The following is a 16,555-nucleotide window of genomic DNA, read 5'->3' as shown; positions in this document are numbered from 1 at the left end:
AGGCCGCCCACGGTCACTGTTCAGAGAAATCGGACCATGCTGGCACTGTCGATCAGCATCACTACCTGACTGCCATTCCACCTAGCCCGGGTCCGACTCGTCCTAAATTAACGATAATGTTCCCTCACCCTTGGTGCACGGCAGCCATGACCCGTCTTCGCGATCGTTGTCACTGTCCGCAGAACATTGCTACCCCCAGTGAAGGGTGCTTGGGGGACGGGTGTCAGCGACAGGCGAGGAAGAGGCCGCCGCAGGGGGGACAGACCTCCACGGTGGGGCGCGGCTGCGCCGCGACCCCAGGGGACAGGAAACTGCGCGGCAATCGGTCGAGTCCATCGCTCCAGCAGCGAGCGCCCGTAGTGCGACGCTACTGAACTTGAATGCGTGATGTCGGCCTGATCGTGGTCAGGTTTCCATGGTCAGGCCGGTGCCCATGAGGCAGCCGTTGATCAGGTGTGGACGGTACTGGACCTTCTTGAGGCTGCGTTTCACAGAGGTGGCCAGCTGGTCGAGGTTCGCGGCGGCGAGGTTGCCGATGGTGCGTTTCACCAGCGACCAGATGCCTTCCTGCGGGTTGAGGTCCGGCGCGTAGGCGGGGAAGTGGAACACCGTCAGCCAGTCGTCGTTCTCGGCGATGAAAGCCTTCATTTGTGGCATCAGATGAGTCCGCAGGTTGTCCCAGACCAGGACGATCGGGCCACTGAGCTGGTTATGTGCCCGCACGATCAGGTCGCGGTAGTCCTGCCAGGTGAAGCCCTTGGGCTCGCCCTTGCGTCCCCGATGGACGCGGAAGCTGTAGATGAGCCGTGAACGCTCTCCGTTCTTGAAGCAGGTCATTCCGGCCATGGAGACGCGTCCGGAACCCCGGCCCCGTACCCGGACCACTGGCGTCTGGCCGACCCGGCCCCAGGTCCTGGCCCGTGGCGGCCTCAGCGACTGACTGGCCTCGTCCTCGCAGACGATCCAGGCCCCGCGGACCGCCGCGGTGCTTTTACCCGCGGCCACACCTCCTTCTTCCACAACTCGACCGCCTCATCGTCCCGCTCGATCGCCCTACGGGCCGGCTGCTGCCACGACCAGCCATGACGCTTCAGCAGCCGCCATGTGCCCTCCACCGTGTAACTGACATGGAACATCCGCCCGATCAACGTCTTCACACGAGCGAGCGTCCAACGCTGGTCCGCCCATCCATGAGCGAGCGGACCACGCTCCAACTCCCGTTCAAGCCTTGCTATTTGAGCCTCGCTCAGTCTCGGACGCCCGGGTGAACCCTTCGAGCGGACACCGCCTTGACCACGCTCCCGCCACTGACGGCGCCAGCGCTCCACCGACCGCTCACTCACCCGCAGCGCGGCAGCGATCTCCCTGTTCTTCTCCCCGCCCTCGAAGCGGCCGACCGCCTCCAGCCGAATCCGCTCCCGCCCGGCCCTCTCAGCGTCGGTCAACCCACCGCCCTACGCGTATCTCACAGCCCACAACTACCGACCCGACCCGCACGCCGTCAGGCGAACAGCCCGACATCACCCAATCAAGTTCAGTAGCGCACTGCCCGGCAGCAGCAGCCGAAGGGACCGGCCGAGTGTCCCCTCGGCCGATCCCGAGGCGATCTGACGAAATGCAACTCGCCTGCGACGGCCGTGGCTGGCCCCTTGGACTGCCAGTCGACTTGCACAACTCATCCGCTACCGGCCGACAGCGAGGGGCACCAGCCGCGTCCGCCCCTCCACCCGCAGCCGGGCCCTGAATAACCAGATCAGCCGTGCGGTCGCGACCAGCCATGTTTTGTGGCTCCTGCCCAGGACTCGAACCTACGGCTCGCTGGCGAACGCCGGATGCTGCTGGCGCTCGCTCGCATCCGGCCTCGCGTACAGGGTCGCCGATCAGTTGATCTCTCGGTCCAGGCCGGTCCAGTACGGCTCGCGAAGCTTGAACTTCTGGATCTTGCCGGTGGCCGTGCGCGGGATGGCGTCGCGGAACTCGACGGTCGTCGGCGCCTTGTAGCCGGCCATCCGCTGCTTGCAGTGGGCGATGATGTCGGACTCCTGCGCCGTCGCTCCTTCGGCGAGGACCACGAGTGCTTTGATCGTCTCGCCCCACTTCTCGTGCGGCACACCGATGACGGCGACCTCGGCGACCGCCGGGTGGCTGAAGATCATGTCCTCCACCTCGATCGACGACACGTTCTCGCCACCGGTGATGATCACGTCCTTCTTCCGGTCGGAGATCGTCAGGTGCCCGTCCGTCTCGTCGATCGTGCCGCCGTCGCCGGTGTGGAACCAACCGCCCTCAAGTGCTGCTGAGGTCTCCTCGGTCTTGTCCCAGTAGCCGTCGAGCACGACGTTCGACCGGGCCAGGACCTCGCCGGAATCGGAGACCTTCAGCTTCACCCCGAGCGCCGGCAGCCCCGCGCGGGACAACTTTCGCGCCCGCTCCTCGGCCGGCAGTTCGGCGTCGGCGGGCCGGGTCCGGTTGAAGGTGAGCAGCGGTGACGGCTCGGTCAGACCGTAGATCTGGGTGAACTCCCAGCCCAGTTCCTCGCCCATCCGCTGGATCATCTTGGTCGGCGGGGGTGCCCCGGCGCAGACGATCCGTACGCGGTCGCGGCCCGGGATCTCGCCCTGCCAGGTCGCTGCCGCATCCAGCACCGCGTTCCACACCGCGGGCGCGCCGCACATGAGCGTGACGCCGTGTTCGGCGACCCGGCGCAGGATTTCGACGCCGTCGACCTTGCGCAGCACCACCTGTTTGACGCCGAGTCCGGCCATCACGTACGGCATTCCCCAGCCGTTGCAGTGGAACATCGGCAGCGTGTGCAAGTAAACATCGCGTTCCCACACACGGGTGTGCAGCCCGAAGGTAAGCCCGTTGACCCAGATGTTGCGGTGGGTCAGCTGCACGCCCTTGGGCCGGGCGGTGGTGCCCGACGTGTAGTTGATCGTCGCGGTGGCATCCTCGTCCGGGTTCGACCACGGGCGCGGCTCGACGCCGAACCGCATCAGCTCGCTTTCGGTCTGCTCACCGAGAACGAACCGGTGGCGCGCCTTGATGCCCGGGAGCGCGTCGTCCAGCTCTGGGTCGATGAGCAGGACCGAGGACCCGCTCTGCCGTACCACGTAGTCAATCTCTTCGGGCTTGAGGCGGAAGTTGACCGGCACACAGATCCGACCGCTCATCGGCACCGCGAACAACAGCTCAAGCATCCGCGCCGAGTTGTGGCTGACCACCGCGACCCGCTCGCCCTCGCCGACGCCGAGCGCGTCGAGCCCCGCCTGCCAGGCCCGAACCCGCTCGCCAAGCCGCCCATACGTCGACTCGGGCACTGGCGGGCCGGGCTGATTCGGCTCGTCGACGACACCGGTACTGGAGAAGAACCCCAGCTCTGCCCGGTCGAGGAAGTCCGCGACCGTCATCGGAATCCGCATAACTCTCTCTGCTGTGTCCGAAACAACTACTTCAGGTGGGGAGTCCGGCACTTGCCACTTCCGCCACCTGGAACAGCGGCTTGACGGGCTTGCGGCCACCCTTGGCCGCCGCGTCGATCTGCGCAACATAGACCTTGCGGGTCGGCGGGGCGCCCTCCACCCGTGCCCAGTAGCCCGTCAAGCGTGACGGCGCCACCGAAACGGCGACGGTCAAGCACCCAGCCGCATTTGAAAAGGAATGCCCCCTGATCTTGACGCCTTGAACACGTCGTCCGCGCGCCCGATGTAGGTGATGTACCCGTCGGCGTCGCGCGAACCGATGTCGCCGGTGCGGTAGTAGCCGCCCGCCATCGCCTCCGCCGTACGCTCCGGGTCGCCGTGGTACCCGGTCATCAGGCCGACCGGGTCGCCGGCCAGGTCGAGGCAGATCTCGCCCTCGCTCACACCCGCCTCCCCCGTGACCGGGTCGAGCAGTTCGACGGCGAAGCCGGGGCTCGGCCGCCCCATGGAGCCCGCGAGGAGCCGCTGCCCGGGGGTGTTGGCGACCTGGACGGCGGTCTCGGTCTGCCCGAAGCCGTCCCTGATCGTCACCCCCCACTCGCGCCGTACAGTCTCGATCACTTCGGGGTTGAGCGGTTCTCCTGCGGCCAGGGCCTCGCGCGGCGGCGTACGCAACTGCCCGAGGTCGGCCTGGATCAGCATCCGCCACACGGTGGGCGGGGCGCAGAAGCTGGTCACGCCCGCGCGGTCCATCTCGGACATCAGCCTGGCCGGGTCGAAGCGGGTGTAGTTGTGAATGAAGACGGTCGCCTCGGCGTTCCAGGGGGCGAAGAGATTGGACCAGGCGTGCTTGGCCCAGCCGGGCGAGGAAATGTTGAGATGCACGTCGCCGGGCTTGAGCCCGATCCAGTACATCGTCGCCAAGTGGCCGATGGGATACGACACATGGGTGTGCTCGACAAGTTTGGGCCTGGCGGTCGTGCCGGACGTGAAGTAGAGCATCAGCGGATCGTCGGCGCGTGTGACTCCGTCCGGCTCGAAGGCCTCCGGGCTCCCGTCCGCGTCGCCGTACGCCAGCCAGCCGGCGCGGCCGCCGCCCCCGACGACGATACGGGTGTACTCCCCCGGTACGTCGTCGAACTTGGCGGCGTCGTCGGCCCGCACGATCACATGCCGGGCTCTGCCCCGCTCGATCCGGTCCCGCAGGTCGGCGGGCCCGAGCAGCGGTGTCGCGGGGATGACCACGGCGCGCAGCTTCATCGCGGCGAGCGCGGTCTCCCACAGCTCGACCTGGTTGCCGAGCATGACGAGGATGCGGTCACCGGGGCTGACGCCTTGTGCGCGCAGCCAGTTGGCGACCCGGTCGGAGCGGGCAGAGAGGGCCGCGAACGAGAACTCCGCCCGTCGGCCGTCCTCCTCCACGATGTGCAGGGCGGTCCTGTCATTGCCTTCGGCGATCCGGTCGAACCAGTCGAGCGCCCAGTTGAACCGCTCGGGACGCGGCCAGGCAAAGCCTTCGTACGCCGCCGCGTAGTCCTCACGGTGCTGGAGCAGAAAGTCCCGGGCCGCCCGGAACTTCTCCGTCGCGCCTAGTGCGCTCATGTGTCCTCCTCGACGCCCGGGCGTTGCCGGGCCATTGCCGGACCACTCACTGCCATCGTGTAATCACTGACCTGATCTCACTACCCCTTGGTCGCCTGCCCGTGACGGCGGCCGTCGCGTGGGCCTTCCAGACTTCCACCGGCACCGGACTTGGTTGCGCAGCCACCTCAGGCTTCACCGTCGGCTATGTCATCTATGACACGTTGCACTACTACCTGCACCACCACCGGCCCACCTCCCGCATCGGCCGATCCCTCAGACGCCGACACATGCAGCACCACTTCCGCGACAACAGAACCGGCTTCGGTGTCAGCTGCCCGTACTGGGACTACGTCTTCGGCACTGCACCCCTCCGCCGCAACACCTCAGCTTGAATCACAGGAAGCGGCGATCCGCCACACGTAAGAACGTCCGCCCACGCGTGAGCGATGCGTGAGCGGACGGCGTGAGACGAGCCGTCACACGCCGGCCCTTCCCCCATGCCGCGAGGCGCTGATCAGGAAGAACAGCACCACGCGGCACGGTGAGGCACCGCCCGGCAAGGACTCGATCCCACTCCTGAAGCGGGTGTCGCAGGTTCGAATCCTGCCGAGGGCACAGCGCAGTAAGCCGCTGAGCAGGGTCTCGACGGGCCCGGGTTGGGCCGACCGGCGGGATGCGTCGGCCGACCCCGCTGCCCGGGGCCTCGGCGGGGTCTCTCAGGCCCGGTCCAGCACGAAGTAGAAGTGCCGTCCGTCGTCCAGGACGTTCTTGCCGTTCATGATGCCCATGAGCGTGCCGTCGTCGACCTTCTTGAAGTGGTCGAAGATCGGCTGCCCGTCATAGACCATGGTCGCCGTGGTCTCGCCGCGGAACTCCACGTCCCACAGACTCGCCTCGCCCTTGCCGAGCTCGACGTTGGAGTAGAGCTCGCCCGCCTCGTCGCGGCACACCAAGGGCTTTGCGTCGAGGAGCGCGTCGAAGGTCTTCCCGTACCACCTCACCGCGCCCAGCTGGCCGTTCATCCGGTGTCCGGTGTCGAACTCGCTGCCCTGCCAGCTGCCGAGGATCTCCCCGGGGCGCACGGTCTCCAGTGCGACCCAGATCGCGTCGAGCTCGTCGGGGTCCACCTTTCCGCTACCGGCTCCGTCACCGGCCCTCAGGGCCCTGAAACGTGCGCGTGCCTCGTCGATGTTCACTGGGTGTTCCTCTCGGTGTCCCATTGCGGAGCTCCGGCCGGGATGGGCGGGAGCGGCTGATAGGCGGAGCCGACCGGTGGCCGGGGGTCGGGACGGCCCTGGTTGGGCCAGTGGGCCATGGCGCGTTCCGCGAGAGCGGTGATGGTCAGTGCGGGGTTGACTCCGGGGTTCGCGGGGACCACGGAACCGTCCACGACGTGGAGCCCCGGGTGGCCGTAGAGACGCTGCCAGGGGTCGACGACACCGGTCCGCTCGGTCGCGCCGATGACACAACCCCCGATCAGATGCGCCGTGATGGGGATGTTGAAGAGGTTCGTCACGGTCATGCTCGGCTGGGCGTGGGCGACCTCCGCGGCGATCTCCGCGGTGCGCAGGGCGACCGGGATGGTGTCCGGGTTGGGGTTGGGCCCCTGCGTACTGGCCAGGCGCGCGCCGAACAGGCCCCGCTTGCGGACCAGGGTCAGCGAGTTGTCCAGGGACTGCATCACCAGGAAGGCCAGGCCCCGTTCGGCCCACCGGCGCATGCCCGTCCCGGCCAGGAGTTTGCGCGGTGTGCGCCACTGGGCCAGGATCCGGCGGAGCGGCGGCCCCGCCGGTACCTGGAGCGTGGCCAGCGCGCCCATCAGATTGCTGCCGCGGCCGAAGCGGATGGCCTGCACACAGGTGTCCGCGTCGGGTCTCATCCCCATGGTGATGGCCGTCCCCTCGGTGAAGTCGGCCGGTCGGCGGGAGTTCTGGATGAAGTGGATGGCCTCGGAGTTGGTCCGGGTCAGCACGCCCAGGCGGCCCGAGACCGACGGCAGTGCGCCGGTGTCCCGCAGCCGGTGCAGCAGCGTCTGCGTACCGATCGAGCCCGCCGAGAACACCACATGGGTGGCAGTGATCCGCTTGCGGCGGCGCCGCACCCAGGCCCCCGAGCGTTCGGTGCCGACGGTGTAGCCCCCGCCGGGCAGCGGTTTGACCGTACGGACCGTGGTCATCGGACGGATCTCCGCGCCCGCCCGCTGGGCGAGGTGGAGGTAGTTCATCGGCAGGGTGTTCTTCGCGCCGTACTGGCAGCCGGTGATGCAGGCTCCGCACTGGGTGCAGCCCGTGCGGTCCGGGCCGATGCCGCCGAAGTACGGGTCGGGGACGGTCGTTCCCGGCTCGCCGATGAAGACGCCGATCGGCGCCTGATGGAACGTGTCCGCGCAGCCCATTCGCTCGGCGGTCTCGCGCAGCACCTCGTCCGCCGGTGTGCCTGGCGGTGCGGTGGTGACGCCCAGCATCCGCTCGGCGCGGGCGAGATGGGGGGCGAGTTCGGTGCGCCAGTCGGTCACGTCGGCCCACTGCGGTGCGTCGTAGAACGCCTCGGGCGGGCGGTACAGCGCGTTGGCGTAGGTCAGCGAACCGCCGCCGACCCCGGCACCGGACACCGCGAGGACATGGCGCAGCAACGTCATCCGCTGGATCCCCCTGCAGCCCAGGCGCGGCAGCCAAAGGGTGCGGCGCAGCCGCAGGTTGGTGGCCGGCAGGTCCTCCGGTTCATAGCGGGCGCCGGCTTCCAGCACGACCACCCGGTACCCCTTCTCCGCGAGGCGGAGCGCGGCCACACTGCCCCCGAATCCCGAGCCGATGACTACGACGTCGTAGTCGCGGGCGTCGTCCGCGGCGTTCACAGCAGATCTCCCAGGGCGTTGAGTACGAAGATGTTGGCCAGGTTGGGAAAGTCGTACGGGATGGGTCGCGGCGCCACTTGGTCGGGTTTTGAGCTGAAGCCCCCGTCGGGGCGCTGGTGCCGCAGCAGGTAGTCCGTTCCGCGGCGGCACCAGGGCGGTGTGCCGAGCGCGGCGCCCGCGCCGAGCGAGTGGGCGGTGCTGATCGGGTCGCTCTCGTCGCCCGCCTGCTGCCCCCATCCCCCGTCCGGGTTCTGGCTGTCCGACAGATAGGCCTCGGCCAGGGCGGCCGCCCGGTCCAGCTCACCGCCCAACTCCCCGCCCAGCTCACCGTCCGACCCGCCGCGGGCCCGCTCGGGGACGCAGCGCAGTGCGTGCATGACGCGCCGGATCGCGTGCGCCTCGCTCAGGCTCCAGCTGCGCTCGAAGGTCCCGTCGGGCTTCTGGGCGCGGATCAGGCAGCGCACCGCGGGCAGCAGGACGGGGGCGTAGCGGTCCCAATCGGGGGCAAGCGCGAGCACCGCGTTCGCGGTCATCACCACCTCCGTGGGGTGGCCGCGCAGATAGGTGGGGAATCCGCCGTCAGGGTTCGCCATCGCCGCGATGTAGCGCCGGCCGCGGTCGATCGGCTCGCCGTAGCGCTCGGGGTCGACCGCTGCCAGGAACTCGACCACGGCTCCCGTGCCCTCGACATCGGTCTGCTGGACGCGCTCGGTGAAGGGCCAGCCGTCGTCGTCGTTCTGCTGGAGGCACAGATAGTCGCCGATCCGCGTCAGCAGCAGCCGCTCGGCCCCGCTCTTCGCGAGAGCCAGCGCCGCCACCGAACCGAGGAACGCGGTGTAGTCCGGGATGAAGGGCACCCCCGCGTCCGGATTGCGGGCCGCCAGCACCGCGTCGATGCCGTCCCCGATCAACTGGCTGTCGGGGGCGAAGGCGTGCACGGCGAGCAGCGCCAGCAGATGGGCGCCGATGTTTCCCTCCCAGATGTCGCGCCTGGCCGACCGGAGCCGGTCCAGCAGGTACGCGCGGTCCTCGTCCGTGATCAGGTCGGGCCGCCCGCGCCCGTGCGCGTTGAGGACCTTCACCGAGCACAGGGCGAGCTCCACCCAGGAGGCGTGCCCCCGGTGGTCGATGGAGGAGATGTCCAGTTCGGGGTACGGAGCGGCGCCGAGCACCGCTAGATATGTACCGAGCATCATCTGCTTGCGCCCGGAGGTGAAGTGGTCGAACCCGCCCAGCAGACCGTCGGACGCGGTGTCGGGCCCCGTGAGATCGAGACTCGCCTCGGCGACCCGGCGCTCCAGGGTGCTCAGTCCCGGATCTGCCTGACGCACCGTCAGAAAGCCGACCAGGCCGCTCTGTACGGCGGGGTAGCGCCGGGTCCGCCGCAGCAGGGTCAGTATCATCGTCGACTCCAGGACTCGGCTGGCACAGACGTCCTCGAAGGCCCCCCGGTCGTCGAAGCACCCCGCCACCTGCGCCCGCAGCCGGAGCATCCGCTCCTTGACCGGGAACTCGCACACCCCGTGGGCCGGGCCCCCGATCGCGGGGGCCAGCAGCCCCAGCGCGTCGAACCGCGGCGGCGACACGGGGGCGGCATCCGGCGCCGGATCCGCCGGGCGGCGCCCGAGGAGTGCGGCCGACGTCCCCATGCCGGTCGGCCCCGGAGCACCGAACGCCCCGGACGACATCGCGGCCGAAGGGCCCGCGGTCGGAGCAGCGGCGTCCTCAGCGGCGTGCGGCACCCCGTCCGCGTACCGGCCGGTGCTGTTGTGCCAGGCGAAGTCACCGGCCATGAAGTCCCGCAGCCCCCCGACATGGCGCTCCACGGTCTCCCGCTCGGCCGGTCCGAGACCGTGCAGGGCCACGGCGGCGGGTAACTCCACGTCGGCGATGTGCCGGAACTGCTCCAGGCGCAGCGTGAGCACCTGGTTCACCAGCTCAGCGGCCTCCTGGGGTGTGCAGCCCGCCGAGTGCTCCACGACCAGGACGCCGTTGTTGACCTCGTTCTCCGACTGCGTCTCCCGGTTGTAGGACACGATGTCGTTGTGCAGGCGCAGCACGTCGCTGAAGCAGTCGTTCAGATCGCGCATCGGCAGCGCGTGCGCAATCGCGGGCGCCAGCGGGGTGCCGTGAGCGAGCTCGACGAGCTCGGCCGACCACTTTCCCGCGCATCCGATGCGACGCATCGCTGCGTACTCCAGCGGCCCCGGCACCTGCTGTGCGGCTGAGTTGGCCAGCTCATAGCGGTGTTCGTCGATCGCGCTGACGGTGCTCTGCGCGAAGCGCCGGGACCAGTCGGGGGTCATCAGCGGATACGTCTGTGACCACAGGTCGGCCAGAGCGCGGTCGGCGGGGCCGCCCGGGGCGGCCGGAGCGGCGGCGTAGAAGTCGTCGAGGAAAAACAGCCAGCTGTACCAGCAGGTCACCAGCGCGAGCCGGCTGGCCTCCGCGTCCGGGTGGGTCGACGCGCACAACCGCGCGAAGTCCATATCCGCGAACTGCTGCTCGGTCCACACACCGGGACCGACGAACCCCTGCTCCCGCGCCCACCGAAGGGAGCGGGCACGGACCTCGTCGGTGTACGGGCTCTCGCGGGCCCGGTACGGCATAGCGAAACGCGGCAGGTCCACCGGCCCCTGGGGCCGCTGCTGAGGAGTCGCTTGCGTAACGGATGCCATCCAGTGCCCTTCGACGAGTGATCATCTCCCGGCACCAGACTGTCCGACGGTGCAGGTCTGGGCTATTCCCTAAAAGAGTGCGCTTATCCGATAGATCAGGGGGTATGGGTCGCCATCCCCGGGCGAAGCCCAAGCTGACCATCCATCCCACGCTGTGCGGCACGCCCGATGGCGTGCCGCTGCAGGGCGCCTACATCCGGTCCCACGAGGGCATCCACCGCATCCAGGTTCGCCCGGCGGCAGTGCGTCTCCGACTCCCCTGTCCACCCCTCCTGCCCGGGTCCAGCCGAGAGGCGAAGAACAGGTAGTCGCCGGCCGAGAGCGGCTGCTGGGGCCCGAGCACCTCGACACTCTCGCCGCCCGTTACAACTTGGCCGCCTCCTACCACCGGGAGGCGGGGCGCGATGAAGAAGCCATCACCCTTTGATGGGTTGGTAACGCCCAGCATCGCGCGTAGTTCTCGACCGTATGGGGCGGGGCGACTTATCGGATGCGGCGTGGGCTCGACTGGAACTGCACCTGCCGGGCGGGGCGGGCGGATCGTCAGCCATCGCTCCGGCTGGGAGGTACAGCGGGTGGAAGCCAGGGATACGGGATGGGACCTTCGTGAGCTGACTACGGCGGCCTGGAAAGCCGAACTGAAGGTGCGGGCATAGAAGTTGAGCCAGCAGCTTCGGGAGGTACGTGCCAAGCTGGAGGTGCTCGCTGTTGCCGAGCGTTCGCGCGCCGGCTGCCGGGCAGCTGGCCGTGGAAGCGGAGCGGGAGGGGACGCTACGGCGGGCTGCCGGGCAGTTCGCGGGCCTTACGGCTGTGCGTGCCGGTCTTGGACGGATCGCAGGCGGCGCGAAGACAGCTGTAGGGTCTCGCCGCCCGTGGCATAGAGCGGTGCCGTGACCTGCGGCTTCTGCGGCTGTCTCACAGCTTGGCTGGGGAGTTCTGTCTCACGGACGCGTCATTTCCTACGGAGGGGACGGCGCACCCTCCCCATCCGCAAGTCTCGCGCTGTTCCCGGTGCGGCTTCCGGACGGTCCTGGACCAGCCGCGGCCGTGACACCACCGGCCCCACGGCCGCCGGAGCAGGAACCACGCGTGAGAAGGACGGATGACCCCCGTCGGAGCGGGGTCATCCGTCCTTCTCACCAGGATTCAGCAGACGGCCGCCTTGGCCGAGTTCCTCGAGGCGGCGGACGAGGTGACCGCCGGGGCCGGGTCCTGCATCCGCCACAGCGTGCTGCGCAGATCGGAACCGCGGACGAGTTGTATGCGCCATGGATCGATCCGCAGCACGTGGTAGCCGGGATCGCCGGGACCGCCATGCCAGTAGTGGACCGGGTCGTAGCCCACACCCGGCGGACCGCCCCGCTTGTACAGGTCCCACGCATGAAGCTTGGATTCCTCGTCGTCGGCCCAGGTGGAGACGCTGTCCACGAAGACCGCGTTCTGACGGGGATTCCAGTACGCGTACGTCGTGTGGGGGTTGCCTGCGAGGTGCGCGCTCTTGACGGGGGTCCGGTACGCGGCGAGCCAGCCGACCGGCTCGCCGTCGACGATCTCCCATACGGGCAGCAGCACACGAGCGCGCGGGCGGTGCTGACGGTCGACAGTGACCATGGTCGCGTACTTGATGTCGCGGATGTAGTCGAGGAAGGAGTCCTGGATCTCGGAGAACTCGCTGACGGTATCGGCCATGAGTCTGTCCTTTCGAGGATCAGCGGGAGACGGGGACGTCGATTCGCTCACCGGCAGCGTCCACCGCGGCGGACGGCTCGCCGCCCCGCCGGGTGCGCAGGCCGAAGGCGCTGAGGACAGCAGCGACGACCGCCGCCGCGAACGGGACGAGCAGACCGGCCCGGTAACCGTCCAGCAGTGCGGCAGGAGTCTCCGCGTGCGTGGCGGCCACGCTGACGGCGGTGACTGCGGAGAGCCCGAGGGCGGCACCGAACTGGAAGGCGGTGTAGAGAAGACCGCCCGCGAGCCCCTGCTCCTCCTCCGCGATTCCTTCCGTGGCCACGATGGTGAGCGGGCCGTACGCCAGGGAGAACGCGAGGCCGAGGATGATCAGGCTCGGGAACATCGCCGCGTAGCTCCAGTCCGCACCCAGCGGGAGGAACAGCCCGTAGGAGAGCACCGCGAGCAGGAGCCCCCCGAAGATCACCTTGGCGGTGCCGAAGCGGTTGACCAGCCGTGGGGTGAGGGTCGGCGAGAGAATCGCGTCGACCCCGATGACCAGCATCGCGAAGCTCGTCTGCAGCGTCGACCAGTCGCGCAGTTCCTGGAGATACAGCACGACCAGGAACTGGAAGCCGAAGAACCCGGCGGCGAACAGCATCGCCGAAAGGTTCGCCCGCACCAGGGAGCCGTTGCGGAAGATACCCATGCGTACCAGGGGCTCGGCGGAGCGCCGTTCAATGACGAGGAAGGCCGCGAAGAACGCCAGCCCGGCCAGCAACGTTCCGGCGCTGGCAGTGATCCCGGCGTTGGCCGCACGCTCGACGGCCAGCACGATCAGCACGAGGGCAGCGGTGACGGTGAGCGCGCCGGCGGCGTCGACGTGCTTACCGGATCTGTCCGGGCGTGCCGACTTGGGGACGAACGCGAGGGCCGCGACGAGGATGAGGAAGGAGAGCACGACCGGGGCGAAGAAGACCCACCGCCAGCCGACGGCGGTGAGCAGCCCACCGGCGACCAGACCGATCGTGAAGCCTCCCGCGGCGGTGCCCGAGTAGATGAGCAGGGCCTTGTTCCGCTCCGGACCCTCGGCGAAGCCCGTGGTGATGATGGACAGACCCGCCGGGGTCATGAAGGCTGCGGCGACGCCCGTGATGAACCGCGCGACGATCAGCATCCACCCCTCGGTGGCGAATCCGCCGAGCCCGGAGAACAGCAGGAAGACGGTGAGCCAGAAGACGAACATCTGACGGCGTCCGAACAGGTCGGCCGCCCGTCCGCCGAGGAGCATGAAGCCGCCGTAACCGAGCACGTAGGCGCTCATGACCCACTGCAGCTCACCGGTGGAGAGTCCGAGGTCGGCGCGGATCGACGGCAGCGCCACATTGAGCATGGCGACATCGATGCCTTCGAGGAAGATCGCGCCGCACAGCACGAGCAGGATGCCCCACTTGCGTGTGCTCAGTCCGCCCGAAGCGCTCAAGGCACTCATGATGATGAACTCCTTCCGGAGTGTGAGGTGTTGTCGGTGCCTCAAGCCTTCGCCACAACCCACCTGGGAACAACAGCGGTGATCGCAACGTTCGGACAGCCAGGCTTACCGATCCATGTCCGCACCTATCCCGGAGACGTACGTGGACCAGAACGAGCTCGACTGCTTTCTCGTACTCGCCGAAGAACTGCACTTCGGCCGTACCGCGACCCGCCTGCATCTCTCCCGCGCCCGGGTGAGTCAGCTCATCCAGAAGCTGGAGCGCCGCGTCGGAGCGCCTCTGTTCACGCGCACGAGCCGACGTGTGGCCCTCACCAGCCTGGGCAGCCGCCTCCGTGACGACCTCAAACCGCACTACCGCGGCATCGAGAACGCCCTGGCGCGTGCCGTCGCCTCGGCACGCGGCATCGAAGGAGTCCTACACGTCGGCTTCTCCACGCCCTTGGCCGGAGAGATGGTGATGAAGACGATCGAGAAGCTGCGCACCACCCATCCCGAACTCGCCGTCGAGGTATGCGAGGTGCCGCTCTCTGATCCGTACGGAATGCTACGAAAGGGCGATTTCGACCTCCAGTTGGCGGACTTCCCCGTGCACGAGGACGACTTGACCCGCGGCCCCACACTCCTCGTCGAGGACAGGGTGCTGGCTGTCGCGGCCGGGCATCCCCTGGCCGGGCGGAACACGGTGACACTTGAGGACCTGGCCCGTGTGCCGTTGCTGACGATCGAGGGAGACATCCCGGAGTACTGGCTGGAGCATCAACTGCCGACGCGCACACCCAGCGGCAGGCCGATCGAGCAGGGGCCGTCCGTCACCAACTTCCAAGAGGCACTGACACTCGTCGCCGGCGGCAAGGGAGCCTTGCTGTCAGGGGCCCACATCGCCCTCTACCACGGCCGTCCCGGTATCTCCTACATCCCGGTGGAGGGAGAGAATCCCCTCGGATACGGCCTGATGTGGCGGTCCGACGGCGGCAACCGGGCGATGGAACTCTTCGGTCGCATAGCACGCGAGATCGCACGGGACATGGCTCCGGCCGATCCCAGGAGAGCGATACCCGGCTGATCGGCCACCCCGGGGCGTCGGCCCCGGGTGATGAAGTCCTCCCCCGAACCGGCCTCCCCGTCGACCGGCTGACGAGGCAGTGGGAGGAGACAGGACAAGCTGCAGGTGACCGGTACTTCTGGTGCCTGAACGGTCTGAAGTCCCCGGAATACGGGCGCCTGTCGGCGTTCGCATGAAAGTACCCAGCCCGGTACAGGGCATTGAGGTCAGCAGCCGCGGCCGCATCCCGGCTGACCTGCTGGAGAAGGCAAGCGGCGTACCGGGGGCTTCAGTCCTCGGGGCAATGCGCGGCCCGACCCTCAGCCGAAGCTGAGGGCCGGGCGGGTGCGCCGCGCCGGAAGGTCTGCCGGAGCGAGCGGGCCGCCGACTCTCCGCACTAGCGCCGCGCGGCGAGGGCAACGCCCAGCATGCGGGCAAAGACCTCGACCATCGTGACGTCGTCCTGGTGCAGGTCACCCGGATTGAGGCAGTCGACCGTCAGGAGCCCGAATGACATGTCTCCTGCTGTGACCGCGCAGGTGATGTACGTCTTGTAGGTGTCGCTGTCGGGCTTCAGCTCTGGTGGCAGCTGGTCAACGTCGTGAACGAACTGGCTCGTTCCCTCGTCGAGCAGCTTCAGCACCTCTCTGCCCCGCCTGTCGCACTCCCTGAAGGTTGTGACCGGCGCGACATTCCTGCCAGACCATAAGTTGCTCTGGCATTTAACTTCCCGCATCCCCGGCGACGGGTTGGGGGTCTCTTCCAGGAAGCACGCTCGCGTGTCTGGCGGACCGATCAAGTTGGCCGTGAGGGCGACGATCGCCAACTTGGTTTGCTGTTTGAGTGCCCGTCGTTCGACCCTGACGGTGCTGGAGACGATGAGGCCGAGGTTGAGCGTCAGAGGCACCAGGACGTCCTCGAACGCTCTGCGCTGGTTCTTGGTCGCGGCCTCAGCGGCCTGATGCGCTGTGGCGACGCGCCGATTAGCCAGCCAGACGGTCGTCAGGGTTGCTATCGCGCCGATGCTGGTGATCGTCCAGAACAACCAGTCAGCCATGTCGAGACCGATGACCATCTGAGCGACATATGCCAATACCGCCAGAACGCCAGCAGCGATCGCGCTCTTGCCCACTTGCAACCTCCCGGCCCCGAGCGAACCGCCGGGAAGCACAGTCACGAACGATAAACGGAGAGTAGCCCAAGTGAGCGAAATTCGTTTCATCCGCGGTCTGTTGGGGTATTTCTCGGCTAGTGTGTCGAGCCGGTACACGTTGGCGTAGCCAGCTTCTCGACAGGCGTCCATCGTCGCTTCGAACCGTTTGCCGCCGCAAGGCAGGCGGGGGCTTGTGACACCGACGCAGTGGGCAGGTTTCGTTGACCGATGATGACGAGAGCTCACCTCGGGGTCAGGGACGGGGTCCCAGGCCCAGCCACGGCGACGAGGAAGCTGAGTCCTGGGGGGATTCGATCATGGCTACACCTGCGGGTGTGTGGAACGGCATCGCCTTAGAAGGCGACCCTCGGATGAGGGAGTTTCGAGCTGATCCTGCTGCCTATATGGAACAGCGGGCCAGCACCTTGCGGTCAGGCGACCTGAACGAGGAAGAAGCGCGCCTTCTCAAGCAGAAGAACCGGCGCCTCCGGGCGACACTGGCCAATCTGCTGCACAGCTTCCGCACCAAGTGACACCTGCGCCCGTGGTGTGAGGGCGCACTTAAAGCCGAGAAGGCCAATCAGCTGTTGACTCTGGCTCCGCCCATGGGCGGAGCCAGAGTCGTTTGTGCCTTAGCCTCAATACCAGTGACTTAAGGG

General features: G+C 68.1%; 13 protein-coding genes and 1 pseudogene. 3 read left to right on the top strand and 11 right to left on the bottom strand.

What is annotated here, in order from left to right:
- Positions 1-405 precede the first annotated feature (405 nt).
- From J7I98_RS28885 to J7I98_RS28865, 5 genes and pseudogenes are all read right to left on the bottom strand, one after another.
- On the bottom strand, positions 406-1,005 hold the full coding sequence (locus J7I98_RS28885; RefSeq protein ID WP_308377981.1) for a transposase: 600 nt from the start codon (positions 1,003-1,005) through the stop codon (positions 406-408).
- Positions 930-1,412 carry a winged helix-turn-helix domain-containing protein gene (locus tag J7I98_RS28880; RefSeq protein ID WP_374225186.1) on the bottom strand — a complete coding sequence of 161 codons (483 nt, stop codon included), beginning with the start codon at positions 1,410-1,412 and terminating at the stop codon, positions 930-932. The genes J7I98_RS28885 and J7I98_RS28880 overlap by 76 nt, the downstream gene beginning before the upstream one ends.
- A 468-nt stretch (positions 1,413-1,880) precedes the next feature.
- On the bottom strand, positions 1,881-3,422 hold the full coding sequence (locus J7I98_RS28875; protein ID WP_214927975.1) for an AMP-binding protein: 1,542 nt from the start codon (positions 3,420-3,422) through the stop codon (positions 1,881-1,883).
- A 31-nt stretch (positions 3,423-3,453) separates the two neighbouring features.
- The gene (locus tag J7I98_RS28870; RefSeq protein ID WP_214927974.1) at positions 3,454-3,618 is read right to left on the bottom strand and encodes a hypothetical protein; all 165 of its coding nucleotides are present in this window, start codon (positions 3,616-3,618) and stop codon (positions 3,454-3,456) included.
- Between the two features lie 29 nt (positions 3,619-3,647).
- A pseudogene (locus J7I98_RS28865) lies at positions 3,648-5,024 on the bottom strand (AMP-binding protein); the annotation flags it as partial.
- Between the two features lie 101 nt (positions 5,025-5,125).
- Here J7I98_RS28865 and J7I98_RS28860 point away from each other — a divergent pair.
- Complete coding sequence (locus J7I98_RS28860) at positions 5,126-5,398, top strand: sterol desaturase family protein (protein ID WP_214927973.1); 273 nt, start codon at positions 5,126-5,128, stop codon at positions 5,396-5,398.
- A 324-nt stretch (positions 5,399-5,722) separates the two neighbouring features.
- On the opposite strand, the gene J7I98_RS28855 is transcribed toward J7I98_RS28860, so the two are convergent.
- The 5 genes from J7I98_RS28855 to J7I98_RS28835 all read right to left on the bottom strand — a co-directional run bounded on the left by J7I98_RS28855 (position 5,723) and on the right by J7I98_RS28835 (position 13,698).
- Complete coding sequence (locus J7I98_RS28855; RefSeq protein WP_214927972.1) at positions 5,723-6,202, bottom strand: DUF4334 domain-containing protein; 480 nt, start codon at positions 6,200-6,202, stop codon at positions 5,723-5,725.
- The gene (locus tag J7I98_RS42670; protein ID WP_214927971.1) at positions 6,199-7,860 is read right to left on the bottom strand and encodes a GMC oxidoreductase; all 1,662 of its coding nucleotides are present in this window, start codon (positions 7,858-7,860) and stop codon (positions 6,199-6,201) included. Before J7I98_RS42670 ends, J7I98_RS28855 begins: the two co-directional genes overlap by 4 nt.
- Positions 7,857-10,538 (bottom strand): prenyltransferase/squalene oxidase repeat-containing protein, encoded by a 2,682-nt coding sequence (locus J7I98_RS28845; RefSeq protein ID WP_214927970.1) that lies wholly within the window; start codon positions 10,536-10,538, stop codon positions 7,857-7,859. The genes J7I98_RS42670 and J7I98_RS28845 overlap by 4 nt, the downstream gene beginning before the upstream one ends.
- A gap of 1,146 nt (positions 10,539-11,684) precedes the next feature.
- Entirely contained in the window at positions 11,685-12,227 is a 543-nt protein-coding gene (locus J7I98_RS28840; RefSeq protein WP_251021352.1) for a pyridoxamine 5'-phosphate oxidase family protein, read from the bottom strand.
- Between the two features lie 19 nt (positions 12,228-12,246).
- On the bottom strand, positions 12,247-13,698 hold the full coding sequence (locus J7I98_RS28835; protein WP_214927969.1) for an MFS transporter: 1,452 nt from the start codon (positions 13,696-13,698) through the stop codon (positions 12,247-12,249).
- A 115-nt stretch (positions 13,699-13,813) separates the two neighbouring features.
- Between J7I98_RS28835 and J7I98_RS28830 the strand changes: the two genes are divergently transcribed.
- Entirely contained in the window at positions 13,814-14,764 is a 951-nt protein-coding gene (locus tag J7I98_RS28830; protein ID WP_214927968.1) for a LysR family transcriptional regulator, read from the top strand.
- 376 nt (positions 14,765-15,140) lie between these two features.
- On the opposite strand, the gene J7I98_RS28825 is transcribed toward J7I98_RS28830, so the two are convergent.
- Complete coding sequence (locus J7I98_RS28825) at positions 15,141-15,875, bottom strand: hypothetical protein (RefSeq protein ID WP_308377980.1); 735 nt, start codon at positions 15,873-15,875, stop codon at positions 15,141-15,143.
- A gap of 338 nt (positions 15,876-16,213) precedes the next feature.
- On the opposite strand from J7I98_RS28825, the gene J7I98_RS28820 reads away from it, so the two are divergent.
- Positions 16,214-16,429, top strand: coding sequence for a hypothetical protein (locus J7I98_RS28820; protein WP_214927967.1), 216 nt, complete (start codon positions 16,214-16,216; stop codon positions 16,427-16,429).
- The last annotated feature ends 126 nt before the right edge of the window (positions 16,430-16,555 follow it).

Origin of the sequence: Streptomyces sp. ISL-98 (assembly GCF_018614055.1) — a bacterium.
Lineage (GTDB): Bacteria > Actinomycetota > Actinomycetes > Streptomycetales > Streptomycetaceae > Streptomyces > Streptomyces spiramyceticus.
This window is presented reverse-complemented; position numbering and strand designations above follow the sequence as displayed.

Bases quoted from the DNA above. Each gene is read 5' to 3' on its own strand.
- J7I98_RS28835 (WP_214927969.1), bottom strand. From the start codon at position 13,698: ATGAGTGCCTTGAGCGCTTCGGGCGGACTGAGCACACGCAAGTGGGGC.
- J7I98_RS28830 (WP_214927968.1), top strand. From the start codon at position 13,814: ATGTCCGCACCTATCCCGGAGACGTACGTGGACCAGAACGAGCTCGAC.
- J7I98_RS28820 (WP_214927967.1), top strand. From the start codon at position 16,214: ATGGCTACACCTGCGGGTGTGTGGAACGGCATCGCCTTAGAAGGCGAC.
- J7I98_RS28845 (WP_214927970.1), bottom strand. From the start codon at position 10,538: ATGGCATCCGTTACGCAAGCGACTCCTCAGCAGCGGCCCCAGGGGCCG.
- J7I98_RS28875 (WP_214927975.1), bottom strand. From the start codon at position 3,422: ATGCGGATTCCGATGACGGTCGCGGACTTCCTCGACCGGGCAGAGCTG.
- J7I98_RS28840 (WP_251021352.1), bottom strand. From the start codon at position 12,227: ATGGCCGATACCGTCAGCGAGTTCTCCGAGATCCAGGACTCCTTCCTC.